This is a genomic window from Synechococcus sp. KORDI-52 (assembly GCF_000737595.1).
In the GTDB taxonomy this organism is placed as follows: domain Bacteria; phylum Cyanobacteriota; class Cyanobacteriia; order PCC-6307; family Cyanobiaceae; genus Parasynechococcus.
This window is the reverse complement of the sequence record NZ_CP006271.1, coordinates 36010-48280: the sequence shown is the minus strand read 5'-3', so window position 1 is coordinate 48280 and position 12271 is coordinate 36010. Positions and strand designations below refer to the sequence as shown.

Annotated in this window: 16 protein-coding genes; 6 read left to right on the top strand and 10 right to left on the bottom strand. The window is 46.7% G+C overall.

Features of this window, described 5'->3' with window-relative positions; all coding sequences use genetic code 11:
* Positions 1–15: 15 nt before the first annotated feature.
* The 6 genes from cpcA to KR52_RS00260 form a co-directional block, all read right to left on the bottom strand.
* Positions 16–504, bottom strand: coding sequence for a phycocyanin subunit alpha (gene cpcA / locus KR52_RS00285; RefSeq protein WP_038551076.1), 489 nt, complete (start codon positions 502–504; stop codon positions 16–18).
* 37 nt (positions 505–541) lie between these two features.
* Positions 542–1060, bottom strand: a complete 519-nt coding sequence (locus tag KR52_RS00280; RefSeq protein WP_038551074.1) for a phycocyanin subunit beta — start codon at positions 1058–1060, stop codon at positions 542–544.
* Between the two features lie 136 nt (positions 1061–1196).
* A complete protein-coding gene (locus tag KR52_RS00275; protein ID WP_038551070.1) occupies positions 1197–2012 on the bottom strand; it encodes a phycoerythrobilin:ferredoxin oxidoreductase in 816 nt (271 codons plus the stop codon).
* Complete coding sequence (locus KR52_RS00270; RefSeq protein WP_038551067.1) at positions 2009–2716, bottom strand: 15,16-dihydrobiliverdin:ferredoxin oxidoreductase; 708 nt, start codon at positions 2714–2716, stop codon at positions 2009–2011. The genes KR52_RS00275 and KR52_RS00270 overlap by 4 nt, the downstream gene beginning before the upstream one ends.
* Before the next feature lie 5 nt (positions 2717–2721).
* On the bottom strand, positions 2722–3333 hold the full coding sequence (locus KR52_RS00265) for a phycobiliprotein lyase (protein ID WP_038551066.1): 612 nt from the start codon (positions 3331–3333) through the stop codon (positions 2722–2724).
* Between the two features lie 63 nt (positions 3334–3396).
* Positions 3397–3630, bottom strand: a complete 234-nt coding sequence (locus KR52_RS00260; protein ID WP_038551065.1) for a hypothetical protein — start codon at positions 3628–3630, stop codon at positions 3397–3399.
* Between the two features lie 309 nt (positions 3631–3939).
* Here KR52_RS00260 and cpeB point away from each other — a divergent pair, with 309 nt between their 5' ends.
* The 3 genes from cpeB (at position 3940) to KR52_RS13430 (ending at position 5618) form a co-directional block, all read left to right on the top strand.
* Positions 3940–4494, top strand: coding sequence for a class 1 C-phycoerythrin subunit beta (gene cpeB, locus KR52_RS00255; protein WP_006850931.1), 555 nt, complete (start codon positions 3940–3942; stop codon positions 4492–4494).
* A 61-nt stretch (positions 4495–4555) separates the two neighbouring features.
* Complete coding sequence (cpeA, locus tag KR52_RS00250; protein WP_006851808.1) at positions 4556–5050, top strand: class 1 C-phycoerythrin subunit alpha; 495 nt, start codon at positions 4556–4558, stop codon at positions 5048–5050.
* A gap of 133 nt (positions 5051–5183) precedes the next feature.
* On the top strand, positions 5184–5618 hold the full coding sequence (locus KR52_RS13430) for a DUF2656 family protein (protein WP_071840116.1): 435 nt from the start codon (positions 5184–5186) through the stop codon (positions 5616–5618).
* A gap of 7 nt (positions 5619–5625) precedes the next feature.
* Here KR52_RS13430 and KR52_RS14000 read toward each other — a convergent pair whose 3' ends face one another.
* The gene (locus KR52_RS14000) at positions 5626–5982 is read right to left on the bottom strand and encodes a hypothetical protein (RefSeq protein ID WP_216725530.1); all 357 of its coding nucleotides are present in this window, start codon (positions 5980–5982) and stop codon (positions 5626–5628) included.
* Positions 5983–6115: 133 nt separating this feature from the next.
* On the opposite strand from KR52_RS14000, the gene KR52_RS13425 reads away from it, so the two are divergent.
* Both KR52_RS13425 and KR52_RS00240 read left to right on the top strand, forming a co-directional pair.
* Positions 6116–7441 (top strand): HEAT repeat domain-containing protein, encoded by a 1326-nt coding sequence (locus KR52_RS13425; protein WP_071840261.1) that lies wholly within the window; start codon positions 6116–6118, stop codon positions 7439–7441.
* 72 nt (positions 7442–7513) lie between these two features.
* Positions 7514–8152: a HEAT repeat domain-containing protein gene (locus KR52_RS00240; protein ID WP_051834233.1), complete on the top strand. Its 639-nt coding sequence runs from the start codon at positions 7514–7516 to the stop codon at positions 8150–8152.
* 9 nt (positions 8153–8161) lie between these two features.
* Here the strand turns inward: KR52_RS00240 and KR52_RS13420 are convergent, their stop codons facing one another.
* Positions 8162–8506, bottom strand: a complete 345-nt coding sequence (locus KR52_RS13420; RefSeq protein WP_071840114.1) for a Nif11-like leader peptide family natural product precursor — start codon at positions 8504–8506, stop codon at positions 8162–8164.
* 396 nt (positions 8507–8902) lie between these two features.
* Between KR52_RS13420 and KR52_RS13995 the strand changes: the two genes are divergently transcribed.
* Positions 8903–10054: a HEAT repeat domain-containing protein gene (locus KR52_RS13995; RefSeq protein ID WP_156957543.1), complete on the top strand. Its 1152-nt coding sequence runs from the start codon at positions 8903–8905 to the stop codon at positions 10052–10054.
* 25 nt (positions 10055–10079) lie between these two features.
* Here KR52_RS13995 and KR52_RS13410 read toward each other — a convergent pair whose 3' ends face one another.
* Together KR52_RS13410 and KR52_RS13405 are read right to left on the bottom strand one after the other, a co-directional pair.
* Entirely contained in the window at positions 10080–11045 is a 966-nt protein-coding gene (locus tag KR52_RS13410; RefSeq protein ID WP_071840110.1) for a helix-turn-helix transcriptional regulator, read from the bottom strand.
* A 3-nt stretch (positions 11046–11048) separates the two neighbouring features.
* The gene (locus KR52_RS13405) at positions 11049–12257 is read right to left on the bottom strand and encodes a helix-turn-helix domain-containing protein (RefSeq protein ID WP_253912422.1); all 1209 of its coding nucleotides are present in this window, start codon (positions 12255–12257) and stop codon (positions 11049–11051) included.
* Positions 12258–12271 lie beyond the last annotated feature (14 nt).

Genomic DNA, 12271 nt, shown 5'->3' with positions numbered 1-12271 from the left:
CACAACGTCAACTGATCAGATCAGGGCGTTGATGGCGTAGTCGATGTAGCTGTTGGCTTCGGTAGCAGCGTCGCCGCTGAGGCCGTGGTTGGCCTTGATGTGCTTCAGAGCTTCCACGTACCAGGAGGGGGAGAGCTCGAAAGTGCGGTTGATTTCGTCCAGACCGGCGATCAGGTAGTCGTCCATGGGGCCGGTACCGCCAGCGACCAGGCAGTAGGTAATCATGCGCAGGTAGTAGCCCACGTCACGGGAGCACTTGGCTTTGCCCTCGGGGCTGGCTGAGTAGTTCGGCCCAGCCATCTGGGTCGTGTAGGGGAACTTGGTGTACACGGCCTGGGCAGCGCCGTTCACCAGGGAATCAGCCTTGCTGGTGAGAGCCTTGGCAGCTTCGAGGCTGGCCTTGGCGCGATTGAAACGACCGGAGGCAGCTTGCACTTCGGTGTTGCTCAGGAAACGTCCCTGAGAATCAGCGGCTGCAACAGCTTCGGTGAGAGGGGTTTTCATTGGTTAGGAGAAGTAAGACGTCGAATCAACGCGTCGATCAGGCGACGGAAGCTGCGGCTTTGTCGAAGTAGGTGCCGATTTCGCTGCTCAGGGAGGCGCAGTCACCAGCTGAGATGCCAGCTTTGTCGTTGACGAGTGCCAGAGCGGCTTCCTTCATCAGGTTGACTCCAGCTGCAACTGAAGCACCGGGAGTGCCGAGGGCCAGGTAGGTCTCGCGCAGGCCATTCAGGCAGCGGTCCTCCATCACGGAAGAATCACCTGTGAAAGCGGAGTAGGTGACGTAACGCAGGATGATCTCCATGTCGCGCAGGCAAGCAGCCATACGACGGGAGGTGTAAGCGTTACCGCCAGGGGAAATCAGAGAAGGCTGTTGTGCAAACAGCTGACGAGCGGCCGAAGCAACGATGCTGGAGGCGTTGCTGGAGATGCGGTTAACGGCATCCAGACGCTTGTTGCTGTCGGAAACCATGGCAGCGAGGGCGTCGATCTCGCTGGTGCTGATGAATTGTCCCCGGGCATCGGCCTGGGCGACAACCTTGGTGAAGGCGTCGAACATGGTTGTTGTTCCTGTGAACTACGTCTGGAGCGGGAATCTCAGACTTGAAAGGGATGGTTGAAGGCTATTGCCTCCATCCCGTCGCATGCGATTCTGGCCAACAGCTCCGGAGCCTCCCGAAAGCTGTTCATAATGCTTAACTCCCTTGCGGCGACAAGGAAGTGGCGGTGGCTTCTTCGAGGTCAAACAGCACGCCGTGGATGTACGCCTCCGTCCATTCACTGCCGTAAAAGCGCGTCAACATGCCGCGGGCTGGATCTTTCTCGGCGCGGTAGGCCGTGTAGCGCTTCTGGCCAGAGAGCAGGTGTGCAGCACGCTCATCGTCAACGGGCTGCGCTTCCTCCACCAACTTCAGGTAGAGCTGGAGGTAGTCCGCAAAAGCCGGACGGATCACGCGGTCAATCAGCGCATCGCCTTTCTCCCCAAGAGGGATCCTGGTCCAGAGAAAAGCAGGTGAGAAATAGGGCTGAGCTTCTTCAGGAATGGGCCCCCCATCGGGCAGTTCGGCGCGCCAGCGCTCGAACAGCGGCATCAGCCGCTGCCAAACCGGGCCCGTGTGATCGGGATCTGTCTTGTCGACAGGCTGCAAATCCAGAGCGAGCAGGTGCCCGTTGGGCAGCGTTACGAGATCGGCTCCGAAGAACGGAAGATCAAAGCGACTGCTGGGGTTGATCACGAAGTTGAGCACCGATGCAGCCGCACCAGCCTCAACGCAGGCACAGCGCACTTGGCGAAGCTTTTCTGTCGAACAGGCCCAGGTTGCAGTGCTGACCGGCACTGGTTTCGCTTTGGATCCTGTGCTGCCCTCTTTCTGCAGGAACCGTTCTGCAACCGGATAAGGATTCGGCTGCAGAGAGCTCAGCGCCGCAACGGCGGTGTCGAGAAAAGGCTGCCAGCGCCATCCGGGGATCTGGACAGGATCAAGACTCGTCGTGCGGAGAGGGAGGGTCATTGGGACTGGCTGGCGGGGAAGAGAAATTCGTGCAGGAAACGATCAGACCATTCACTTCCGAAATGGCTGGTAAATAGACCATGTGCAGGATCTCTCTCTGCACTGTAAATATCATAATTTTTTTGAAGTTGTTCCACTTCGATGTGGTTAATGGAAGAGGGGGTTTTAACGGCCTGGTCATGTAAATCCCAGTAGGCTTTTAGAAAAGCGCTGAAAGCTGGGGGTAGCGATGATGTCGCCTGTTCTGCTCCGCCCCGGCAGAACAGCAGCCATGAGGAAAAGTATTGATTTGGATCAAAGGAACGCATGGTCTCTTCACCATTGAGATCCGGAAATTGAGCGTTGAGTGACTTCAGTCCATCGAAGTAGCGCTCCAAATAATCCTTGTCTTGAACAAGTGGTTGGAAATCAAGAACAGCAACCAACTTCTGCTTGGCACCGAACCAGAGCAGATCAACCCCCATTAATGGATGGTCGTAGTTGTATTCGGGATAGGCAACGGAATTCAGGACCTGCAAGCTATCACCAGCATCCAACCGTGTAACGCGCCACCTCCGAAAGCCAGGCACGTCCCAAAGCCAGCTCTTGATGGTGCTGGAGCGTTTGGATGATTGATTGTGCTCAAGCCCATGAGGAACCTCAACGGGCACTGCGCCCCGGGCTTTGATTCCTGAAAGCAATTCCTCAAGAAATGGATCAAACATGGTGATCAGTTGCTACCTATTGAAGACGCCATGGCCAGTTGTTGTGCCCGCTGGGTGATATCTGAAATTTCGGCATCAGTAGGGCACCGAAACTCGGTGCAGTATGTAGTCATTGCAACACCATCCAAGCACTGAACAGAACTCACTCTCATTCTGATCTGATCGGTCACAAACCAACAGCGTTCAATACCAATATTTGTGTCGTAACGCGTTGTGATCGTTACTACTCCGTCGTCTGCAAAGCTGTAAGTGCTTAAAACAGATTGCTTTTCAACGTATCCAACATCACGAAGTAAAAATCCCTTTCGAGGGTCTTCATGGTCAGGAACGTCGATGACCACTGCAGCGTAGTCATCATTGCGGACGCCTTTCTTGATATTGCTTTCCCACCAAAAACGGGCCCCACCAGAGCTGTCTTCGGTTTTAATGTTTAAAGAGTTACAGATTTTGGTGACGACTGGGTCATCAGCATTGAATGGTTCAATGACTAGGTTGGAATCCGCAGCTTCATCGTCTTGATAGTCGTGGTGATGAACAGCGCGCCTGTTTAACCAAGTCCCGCGGCTGGCTTCAAAGAAATCCGCCATTGTCATCGGCGGGGAAAGTGTCTGCACCATTGGTTTGCGCTTTGAAGAAAGTTAATTAATACAGGCGAACCGGTAAAGTAATGTTTCGGCGCTTCAAGGCTGACTCTGTTGTGCATTTCTTTGTGCAACCAGCTGTGACATCACCTCATCGAGTCTTTGGAGCTCTGGATGTGCTGCAACAGTGGCGTCAATCTTCTTCTGTGATAAGCGCAGTTTTTTGCCCAAACCAACTACATCTTGAAACAGTCTTTCCCTGTATGCTGCTAATTCATCGATGGACTCTTGCAACTCTTCGAGGCTTGGTAAATCGGACGCTGCGTTGTCCATGAACTTCTGATTAAGCCAGAAGATCCTAAGCCTGATCGATGCCTGCCCAAGGCTTTTGTGAACCTTTGCTCAGGTTTGCGTCAATAAAGGGGGGATTGCCCTCGGATCGGCCTAATTCCGGTGGTGTCAACCGGGGTATTTGGCCCAAGGTGACAAACTTTTGCGTAAAGGGGGCTGTTTGACGAACCCTGCTGACAACTGAGTTTAGCTTGGGTCAGCGCTTCCACCACCCTTGGGTCTCCGGGCTTCTAAGGCCTGTTCACCCGGCGGTTTCCGAAGCACTGCATCCCCAAAACTGTCTGGCCCCCAATGCTCGACGCATTCTCCCGCACAGTCGTCAGCGCTGACGCCAAAACTGCACCTGTTGGTGGTAGCGATCTCGCTAGCCTCCGCTCCTACGTGCAAGATGGCAACAAGCGTTTGGACGCTGTGAATGCCATTACTTCCAACGCCTACTGCATCGTCTCCGACGCAGTGACCGGCATGATCTGCGAAAACACAGGTCTGATCCAGGCTGGCGGCAATTGCTATCCCACCCGTCGGATGGCTGCGTGCCTTCGCGATGGTGAGATTGTGCTTCGCTACATCAGCTATGCCCTGCTTGCTGGTGACGCTTCCGTGCTGGATGACCGTTGCTTGAATGGCCTCAAGGAAACCTACATCGCTTTAGGTGTTCCTACTCAGTCTGCTGCCCGTGCGGTCGCGATCATGAAATCCGCTGCTACGGCTCTGATTGGTCAGACCAACTCCCCTGCCAGCGGTGGTGCTAAGTACCGCAAAATGGAAACCACTCAGGGCGACTGCTCTGCACTGGTGGCTGAAGCAGGTTCTTACTTCGATCGTGTGATTGGCGCAATCAGCTGATCTGCGGACGATCAAGTCTTCTCTCCTTACCTTTTCAGCACCTTTTACCTAAGGATCTCAAATGAAATCCGTCGTCACCACTGTCGTGACCGCAGCTGATGCAGCCGGTCGCTTCCCTTCCCAGAACGATCTCGAGGCTGTTCAGGGCAACATCCAGCGAGCAGCTGCTCGTCTGGAAGCTGCCGAAAAGCTGGCCGCCGGTCTGGACAACGTCACCCGCGAAGCTGGCGATGCTTGCTTCAACAAGTACGCCTATCTGCGGCAACCCGGTGAAGCCGGTGATAGCCAAGTGAAGGTCGACAAGTGCTACCGCGACCTCGGTCACTACCTGCGCTTGATCAACTACTGCCTCATCGTGGGTGGTACTGGTCCTCTCGATGAGTGGGGTATTGCAGGAGCACGTGAGGTTTATCGCACCTTGGGTCTTCCCACCAACGCATACATCGAAGCTCTGACTTACACTCGCGATCGTGCTTGTGCACCTCGCGATATGAGCCCTCAGGCTCTTAACGAGTTCAAGAGCTATCTTGATTATGCGATCAACGCTCTGTCTTGATCTTTTCAAGATTTTAGGGAAAGGGGGAGCAGTTGCTCCCCCTTTTTTTGTGTAAACCAGATGGAAGACCACTGATCCACCCATCACGGACACGCTGAAATTCCATTAGATTCCTTAGAGGTGCAATTTTTCGATGACGACATTTGTTCTATCCCATAACTTACAGGTTCAATCAGATCAAGTGCCTGCATTGGATTTTGAACTGCTTGCTCAAGAGCTCAAATCTCTTTCGAAAAATATTTCTTCAACAGCAGTTCTTAATCACCCTCATTGGAAACTCTCAATATCATCTGATTTATTGCCGCAAGATATGGCTGCTGATCTAGTGCAGACTTGGTTGCAATACCGTCGTCAACTCGGGCATGAAACGAACCACGTTGTTCTGGCACTTGGTGGAAGAAAAGACTCCCAAGCTTCTCCTGGAGCTCCACTCCAGGAGGGGTATTGGGGTGTTGATTTGGTTGAAACGCCTGATGAAATCGCTTTTCTTCAAGCGATCAACTGGGAGGCTCTTAAAGCTGGCCGATCTGAAGACGCGATCTTTGAAGTCTCTTCAAAAGCTTTATAAATTTCAATCAGGCTTGTTTCCGGCGATTCCTACGGCGGCTAGAGGTACTTTTACCTTTCTTGGCCTCTGCTTTGCCTGAATCTGCGTTTTCTTTCTTGTTGGAAGAAGATTCTTTTTGAGGAGTTAATTTCTCGACTAGCTTCAGCACCTTAGATTCAGACGGTTGCTTTTTAGGTGCTGGTATCAAAGGTTGATCCGCTGCGCTCCAGCCAACAGATGTTATCGGTGTATTGCAACTTTTAAAAGATTTCATCCATTGCGCCATGAACCGGGTGTCAATGCAAACTGTGTGGGCAGTTGAGGGTCTGCAGCCGTCCATCACACCAGTGGAAACGTGGATCAATCGCCCTGGGAAAGGTCCCATATTTTTTGTAGTGGCTCAGAAGAATTTTGCCTCCGGTGTCGTCTGATGGCAAGCTTGCTATTACTTTCTTATTCCGATGGGCCCCATTGATTGATGCGCCTCAAGTATAATTGTCATATGTTAACCATTGCTAATGCCTGGTCTTTTCGATAATATTCATGATGGCTTGGATCAACAAGGGGCAGTTGATATCTTGTCTAAAGATGTTGGAGTTCTTGAGAGTGAGAGTGATTATTATATGGCTGTTTCTCATCTGATTAATTTTCCTGGCCCCATAACAAGCCAAGCATTATTGGCGTTTTTAGACAAGTGTTCTGTGGATGTACCGGTAGGTCTTGCACAACGAAAAGCTGTAGAAGTTCTTGCACGATTAGGGGTTGTAGAGGCTACGTCCAAAATTGCTACCTTTTTAGGCAGCTCTGATGTTTATATGGTTGAGAATGCTGCTTGGGCTTTGTCTTGTCTGAATTGTCAAGACCCTGAAGTGCATCAACGTATGATTGATTTGTTGTATGACTCTAGCCAGAATCAAAGAGTCTTAATTCAAAGTCTTTCAAAGCTTTCTGTTAAATCAGCAATTGCGCCTATTTCTGTTTATACAGCCCATGAGAAGACTTCAGTCCGCGGTGCCGCCATCGCTGCCATGATTCATCTATCTGGAGATCAATCCCATCTGACTGATCTTTCAGATCATTTGTACGATTCCAATCAAATGGATCGACAGTCAGCTGTACAGGATGTGATCGATGCGAATGCTGTTCAGCTTTTATCTGAATTGCTCCAAGCGCCAATTTCCCCTGCATTTCGGATGCGGGCTGTGAGAGCTCTGTTTGATCATCCATCAAACAAACTCTCAGATGATGAAGCAATATCAGCAGTTGATCAACTTTTGTATGATGACCCTCGGTTGATAACGGTGCTTCATCATTACGGTGAATCTATGCCCACACAGCTTTTGATAGAGGGACTATTTCATCCAGATTTTAGTCGTTGCTATCTTGCAATGCAGGAGCTGTTAAAGCGTGATAATCGAGAAATTTGGAGTTCTGTTGAGAGTTGCTGGCAAGAAAAAGCTCACAATGACTACGGCGCACATTATTTTTTAATGCGGTTGTTTGGACTTGTGGAAGGTTGGACTGAAGAAGCTCTGCTTCAGATTCATAAAATTCTCTCTGATGCAATTGTAGATAAGCGACCACAATTTAGAAAATCACCTTCAGCTGCATTGTTGTCATTCGCAAAGCTATTCCCTAGTCAATGTAATTGTTTTCTGGAAAATTGCTTGTCTCTAGAAAATAGCCTTAGTTGGGATATGCGTTATGCAGGCCTTCTGTTGATCCAATCTGATCACAGCGATGATCTGCAACTTCGATATCAACTGCAGCTGCAACAGCTTGTCGAATCTGATGTTGATAGTTTGCTGCAACTAAAAGCACAGAGCCTTCTAGATCATGGTTGAGAATCAAGTAGGATGCTCTCATGAGCCTAGGCATGCAATGCTAATATTGATGAATAAACGATTTAGTTTTAAGTGAGCGGCGATTCCAGCATTCCTTCAGTTGATGCACTGTTTGAAGACCTAATGCATCCTAATCCTAGGATTCAAGAAGAAGCATGTTTGGTTCTTTCTGAGAATTACCGGGAAGAAGCATTGCCAAGATTGTTAGATCTGTTTTGTCATCATGATCCTAAAGTTTACAGAGCTGCTGTTAAAGGCATTGGTTTCTTTGGAAGTGATGCATTCGATCCTTTGATCGAACTTTATGCAACAACAGCCAATCAAACTGCAAGGCGTTGTTGCCCCAAAGCGTTCGTGCAAGTGTTCAAAAATTTTCCTGATCAGCCATTTCCTGATTCCGTCATACAAATGCTGGAACAAGGGATTGATGATTCCGATATGGTTGTCGTGCAGGGTGCGTTGATGTGTCTTGGTCAGATCGGTAAGCAACAATTCAAGTCTGAAGAGGCAATCAAGATTTTGGCCAAGTCTCTCTGCAGCCAAAATGTTGCTCTGATTTTCAGTGCATCTCAGGCTCTTGCCGATATTCCAAATCCTATGGCAGAGGATGCATTAAGGTCACTGCAGAACAACAATGCTGATCCCTTGATTCAGGAGGCTGCACAGTCCGCATTGGCACGACTTCAGAATCTGCTCAATTCAAAGCGTTAGATTATATTTTTATCGAGGTACAGTTTCGACTCCTTTGTAATAGCCTCCAGCGCGAAAATTAAAACGTTCTACTTTGTCATCTTTTGCGCATGTTGTCTGCGAATAGTGAAGGAGAGTACTGAATCCTTCTGGCACCATCTTGGGGCACAACCTCCCAACATCATTGGCAAAAGGGCAGAAGTATACACCTGCCCATCGATTAAGAAAACGCCCTTTTATTTCATCAGAAAAGATAAATCCATGTTGATCAGCGAGCTTGAGGATCTCCTCGGGCTCAGCTTCTTTGAAAAGGGATCTGAACGACGAGTCTTCTTCTAGAACCTGAAGAAAGCGGATAAACTCAGCACGAGACATGATGCATTAGTGGAATGTCCAGATCTTATCAGCAAGTGTCCGGTTCTTATCAGGGTTGTTTTGCTTATTGACGGCTCGGCGTCCTGTTACACAGCATTGATGCCAGTGAATCTTTTTTCTAAAAGGTCCCTGGCTCAATAGAAAGTTTTGGTTGGATCCTATAAGGCAATTAGAGTTACTCATTGATTCGAATTTAGAAGTAAATTGTTCTTGGTACTACCGTTGAATTTGTTGGTTCATTCTTCTTAAAGTACATGTCCACTAATTATCAATCCCTCTGCCGCTCGGGTCACTTCTTACCAAATCGGATTTACCGATCATTTTTTCTGTAAAAATTGAATATACGCATGTTGCATGGTGCCAAGTTCACAGCGATTTGATAATCTCTTTTCATGGATGGGTGAACAGCAAGCAATTGAGTTGCTTTCGCAAAATGTTTGTACTCTTGATAATCCTGGCATCAAATATATAGCTGCAACACGGTTGGGAGCTTGTTCTTCACGAGATTCTCTGGATGCATTAGTCGTAGCGGCTACCGGGGATAGAGATAATATCTTCGATTCCATTACGCGTCGTAAGTCCATTGAAGCGCTAGGGCGTCGTCGCGACCTTAGTACTCTGCCAACCATTTATGAAGCTATGCATAGTAGTGATGAGCAGACGATTGTGAATTCAGTAGATACGCTAATTAATTTTGGTATACCTCTTGACGCTCAGTTTAAATCATCTCTTTTGAAGATTATTCAAAATGGCTCCGATGTACTCAAGCGTGTTGCCATTCAATGCTTCACTCGTTTGGAGATGCATGAGTGTAATGGCATTATTCACGAGCAAGAGAGTAATCCAAATATATTGGTTAATGGCGCATCAATCGCTTATTCAATAAGGGTTGAAGATGACAAGCGTAAGTTGCATATTCTTGAAAATCATCTCAATGATTTGAATGTCATACATAGACGTTCATCCGTCATTGATATTGGTGACGCTGGAGACCCTTCTCTTTTGTCAAGTATTTCGAAAGCAGCGGTGTCAATGCCGTTGAGAGCTAAAAGTGCGTTCAAGATGACTCCTAAAATTAAAACTAAATCGCAAAGAGCATTAATCAATCAAATGTTGAAGGATGATTCTCGAAATCTGTATTTTACGCAGAAATTTGATGCACCAAATGATCTAGAAAAAGTTTGCGATTTCCTTAGGCATAGAGACGAAGAGCGCCAGTACTTTGGTGCAAAGACCTTATTGAGTTGGCCAGCTTCAACTGTAACTGACGCAATTAAGTCCATTTGGGACAATCATGGCTCTGATTATGGTGTTCACTATCAAGTAAATTGCTTGGTGTCTCAACTCGGCCTAACAGAATTATCTTATATAATAAAGGAATCATTATTGGAGTCAGCTCCGCAGTATGCAAAATCAAAAATAGCCGCGACTTGGGGATGTTTAACTTTAGGTTTAATGGAATGTCGTAGTGATATTGAAATTCTACTTTTAAAATCCACTTGGGAGCCACTTCGATGGACATGCGCGGAAGTCTTGCGTGAACTATAGAAAATTATTTCTAGATGCAATGCACCTATATTGGCAATCTATATCTTCTCGACTGTTCTATGGTCTGACTTGGAAGTTCTCCGAATGCAGTGTAATAGCGCCGTGCATATCTCCCTTGATGTTTAAACCCATATTTAATTGCAATATCTCGTATGGAATATAGATTTAATTTCCGACGAGCATCTTGGTTAAGCAAAATTCTTCTGGATTCCTCAAGTCTAATTTGTGTCATCAATTCAATGATTCCCATTCCAAAGTACTCCTGACATATGCGATATAATGATGCTTGGCTTGTATTTATATACTTGCATACTTCAAGCAATGACAGAGGGGATTCCATGCTCTTCTCACTATGTGCAAGATTAATGATTTCTCTTAATTGATCGATATGTTTTGGATCTTCACTGCTCTGCTCAGTCATTGGCTCTTCTAGACATGCGATTACAAGATCGAAATATTTTTCTGGGTTCTGAATTCCAGTAGATACTTCTCTGGCAGCTAATCTCTTAAGTTGGTTTAGAGCTTTATTATTGCAACAAATCCCCTGCTCACCCGTGAGTCGTTCAAGTCCATCATATGCTTTGCAATTTTCGAGTAATTCAAATAGGAGCTGCTTTTCAAGCATGCAACCAGTACTAGAGCATTCGTTGTTATATTTTCCCCATGCATTTCCTGGTAATGAATTAATCGTGCCAAATCCAGCCAGGCTATTTTTTGTCATCTTAAATCCATCACAATAGCCAAAGGCTCCTTGAGTATTCGCTTTTGGCGTAATCCAATTAAAATCTATAGTTACACCATTGCCCCACCCCTCGTACAATAATGTTTTGTTGGCAGATATTTCTGCAAGTGCGACTTTATTAGTACTTTCTGCTTGCATAGTATAGAAACCACTGCCACCTTCCAGTTGCGTTATTTTTGTAAGCTGACCGAGTTTCGCAAGCTCTTCAGAGAGCTCCAGTGGATCACGATATTCAATAGATGTTTTCATGTGTTACTCTCCCTGCCATGCACTAAATGAATATAAATTCTTATTGGATCGATCTATTGTTTGACTGGGTGATTCCCCAAAATATGTGGAGTAGGAGGCTTCAAATTTTTTCCAGTTCTTAAAACCGTAGTAAAGTGCTATTCTCTTTTTTGTAAACTCTTTGAGACCTATTGAGGAATGTGGAGTTAAAAAAGCCTTGCGGGTCTGTTCTAGGCGAACTCTTCTTACAAGCTCAATTACATCCATATTAAAGATTTTTCGGCATATAGTATTGAGAGACTCTGTTTTTGAATTCAAGTATTCAGTAATTTCGTCAAGCGTTATTGGTGGCATGCCAGCCCTATCTTCGTGAATCAGTTTAACCATATCTTCTATTAGATCCGTTGATTCGCATCGATGTGCATCGTAGCTTGATTCATTGTTTTCGTTGTCTAGGAATATGATTGCTAGATCGTAAAATGAATTTGGTTTCGTTGATGGATGGCCATTAAAATGTCGGTTAACTATTTTTTTGAGCTGAGTACTTGCATGATCATGCGAGTCAATTCCAATGCATTCCTCAAGCCTCGCATAGGCATTAAATGCATTCAATTTGTTGATTCTTTCTTGTAATTTATTCCATTTCAGGCTCATGCAGCAAAGCTCTTCGTTTGCTCCCACAATGTCCCAGATATTTCCTCCTGTTTTGTTGATGCGATTGAAGCCAGCAATACTATTTCTTGTCATTTGGTGGCCGCTAATGATGGTCTGTGCCTCCGCATCGTTTGACGGTAATGTGTCTAGCCAGCAGAATGATACTGATTTTGTGTTGGCTTCTTCCTCGTAGAGCAGAGTTTGGTTTGATTTAAATATTTCAAGATGCACATCTTGAATTGGTGAGCAAGTGGTCTTCGTTTCGAGAAGGCCGGTGCTTAACTGAGTTACATTGCATCCGAAGCTGGATGTTGAGTGATATTCTTCAAAATGTGCCTTGCAAAACTCTTCCATCTCGAGCGTGTCGGAAAAAATATAATTGCGCGATCGTTTTTTTCGCAAACTTCTTGAGCATTTTTCATACTCTATTGGTTTTCCTTGGTTGCGCGCAAGAAGCTTAATGTTTTTCTGAATGATTGCCTTTTGTCTTTTTAGTGTCCACTTCCTATCAAATTGCCTGGTCTTTCTTGTCTTTGTGTTATGCGGAGGTGTGATTTGCTCGTCTGAGCATTCTTCCAATGCTATTTTCCTGA

Coding starts and splice junctions, on each gene's coding strand:
- cpcA (WP_038551076.1), bottom strand. CDS start 504: ATGAAAACCCCTCTCACCGAAGCTGTTGCAGCCGCTGATTCTCAGGGA.
- KR52_RS00280 (WP_038551074.1), bottom strand. CDS start 1,060: ATGTTCGACGCCTTCACCAAGGTTGTCGCCCAGGCCGATGCCCGGGGA.
- KR52_RS00275 (WP_038551070.1), bottom strand. CDS start 2,012: ATGACCCTCCCTCTCCGCACGACGAGTCTTGATCCTGTCCAGATCCCC.
- KR52_RS00270 (WP_038551067.1), bottom strand. CDS start 2,716: ATGTTTGATCCATTTCTTGAGGAATTGCTTTCAGGAATCAAAGCCCGG.
- KR52_RS00265 (WP_038551066.1), bottom strand. CDS start 3,333: ATGGTGCAGACACTTTCCCCGCCGATGACAATGGCGGATTTCTTTGAA.
- KR52_RS00260 (WP_038551065.1), bottom strand. CDS start 3,630: ATGGACAACGCAGCGTCCGATTTACCAAGCCTCGAAGAGTTGCAAGAG.
- cpeB (WP_006850931.1), top strand. CDS start 3,940: ATGCTCGACGCATTCTCCCGCACAGTCGTCAGCGCTGACGCCAAAACT.
- cpeA (WP_006851808.1), top strand. CDS start 4,556: ATGAAATCCGTCGTCACCACTGTCGTGACCGCAGCTGATGCAGCCGGT.
- KR52_RS13430 (WP_071840116.1), top strand. CDS start 5,184: ATGACGACATTTGTTCTATCCCATAACTTACAGGTTCAATCAGATCAA.
- KR52_RS14000 (WP_216725530.1), bottom strand. CDS start 5,982: ATGGGACCTTTCCCAGGGCGATTGATCCACGTTTCCACTGGTGTGATG.
- KR52_RS13425 (WP_071840261.1), top strand. CDS start 6,116: ATGCCTGGTCTTTTCGATAATATTCATGATGGCTTGGATCAACAAGGG.
- KR52_RS13420 (WP_071840114.1), bottom strand. CDS start 8,506: ATGTCTCGTGCTGAGTTTATCCGCTTTCTTCAGGTTCTAGAAGAAGAC.
- KR52_RS13995 (WP_156957543.1), top strand. CDS start 8,903: ATGGGTGAACAGCAAGCAATTGAGTTGCTTTCGCAAAATGTTTGTACT.
- KR52_RS13410 (WP_071840110.1), bottom strand. CDS start 11,045: ATGAAAACATCTATTGAATATCGTGATCCACTGGAGCTCTCTGAAGAG.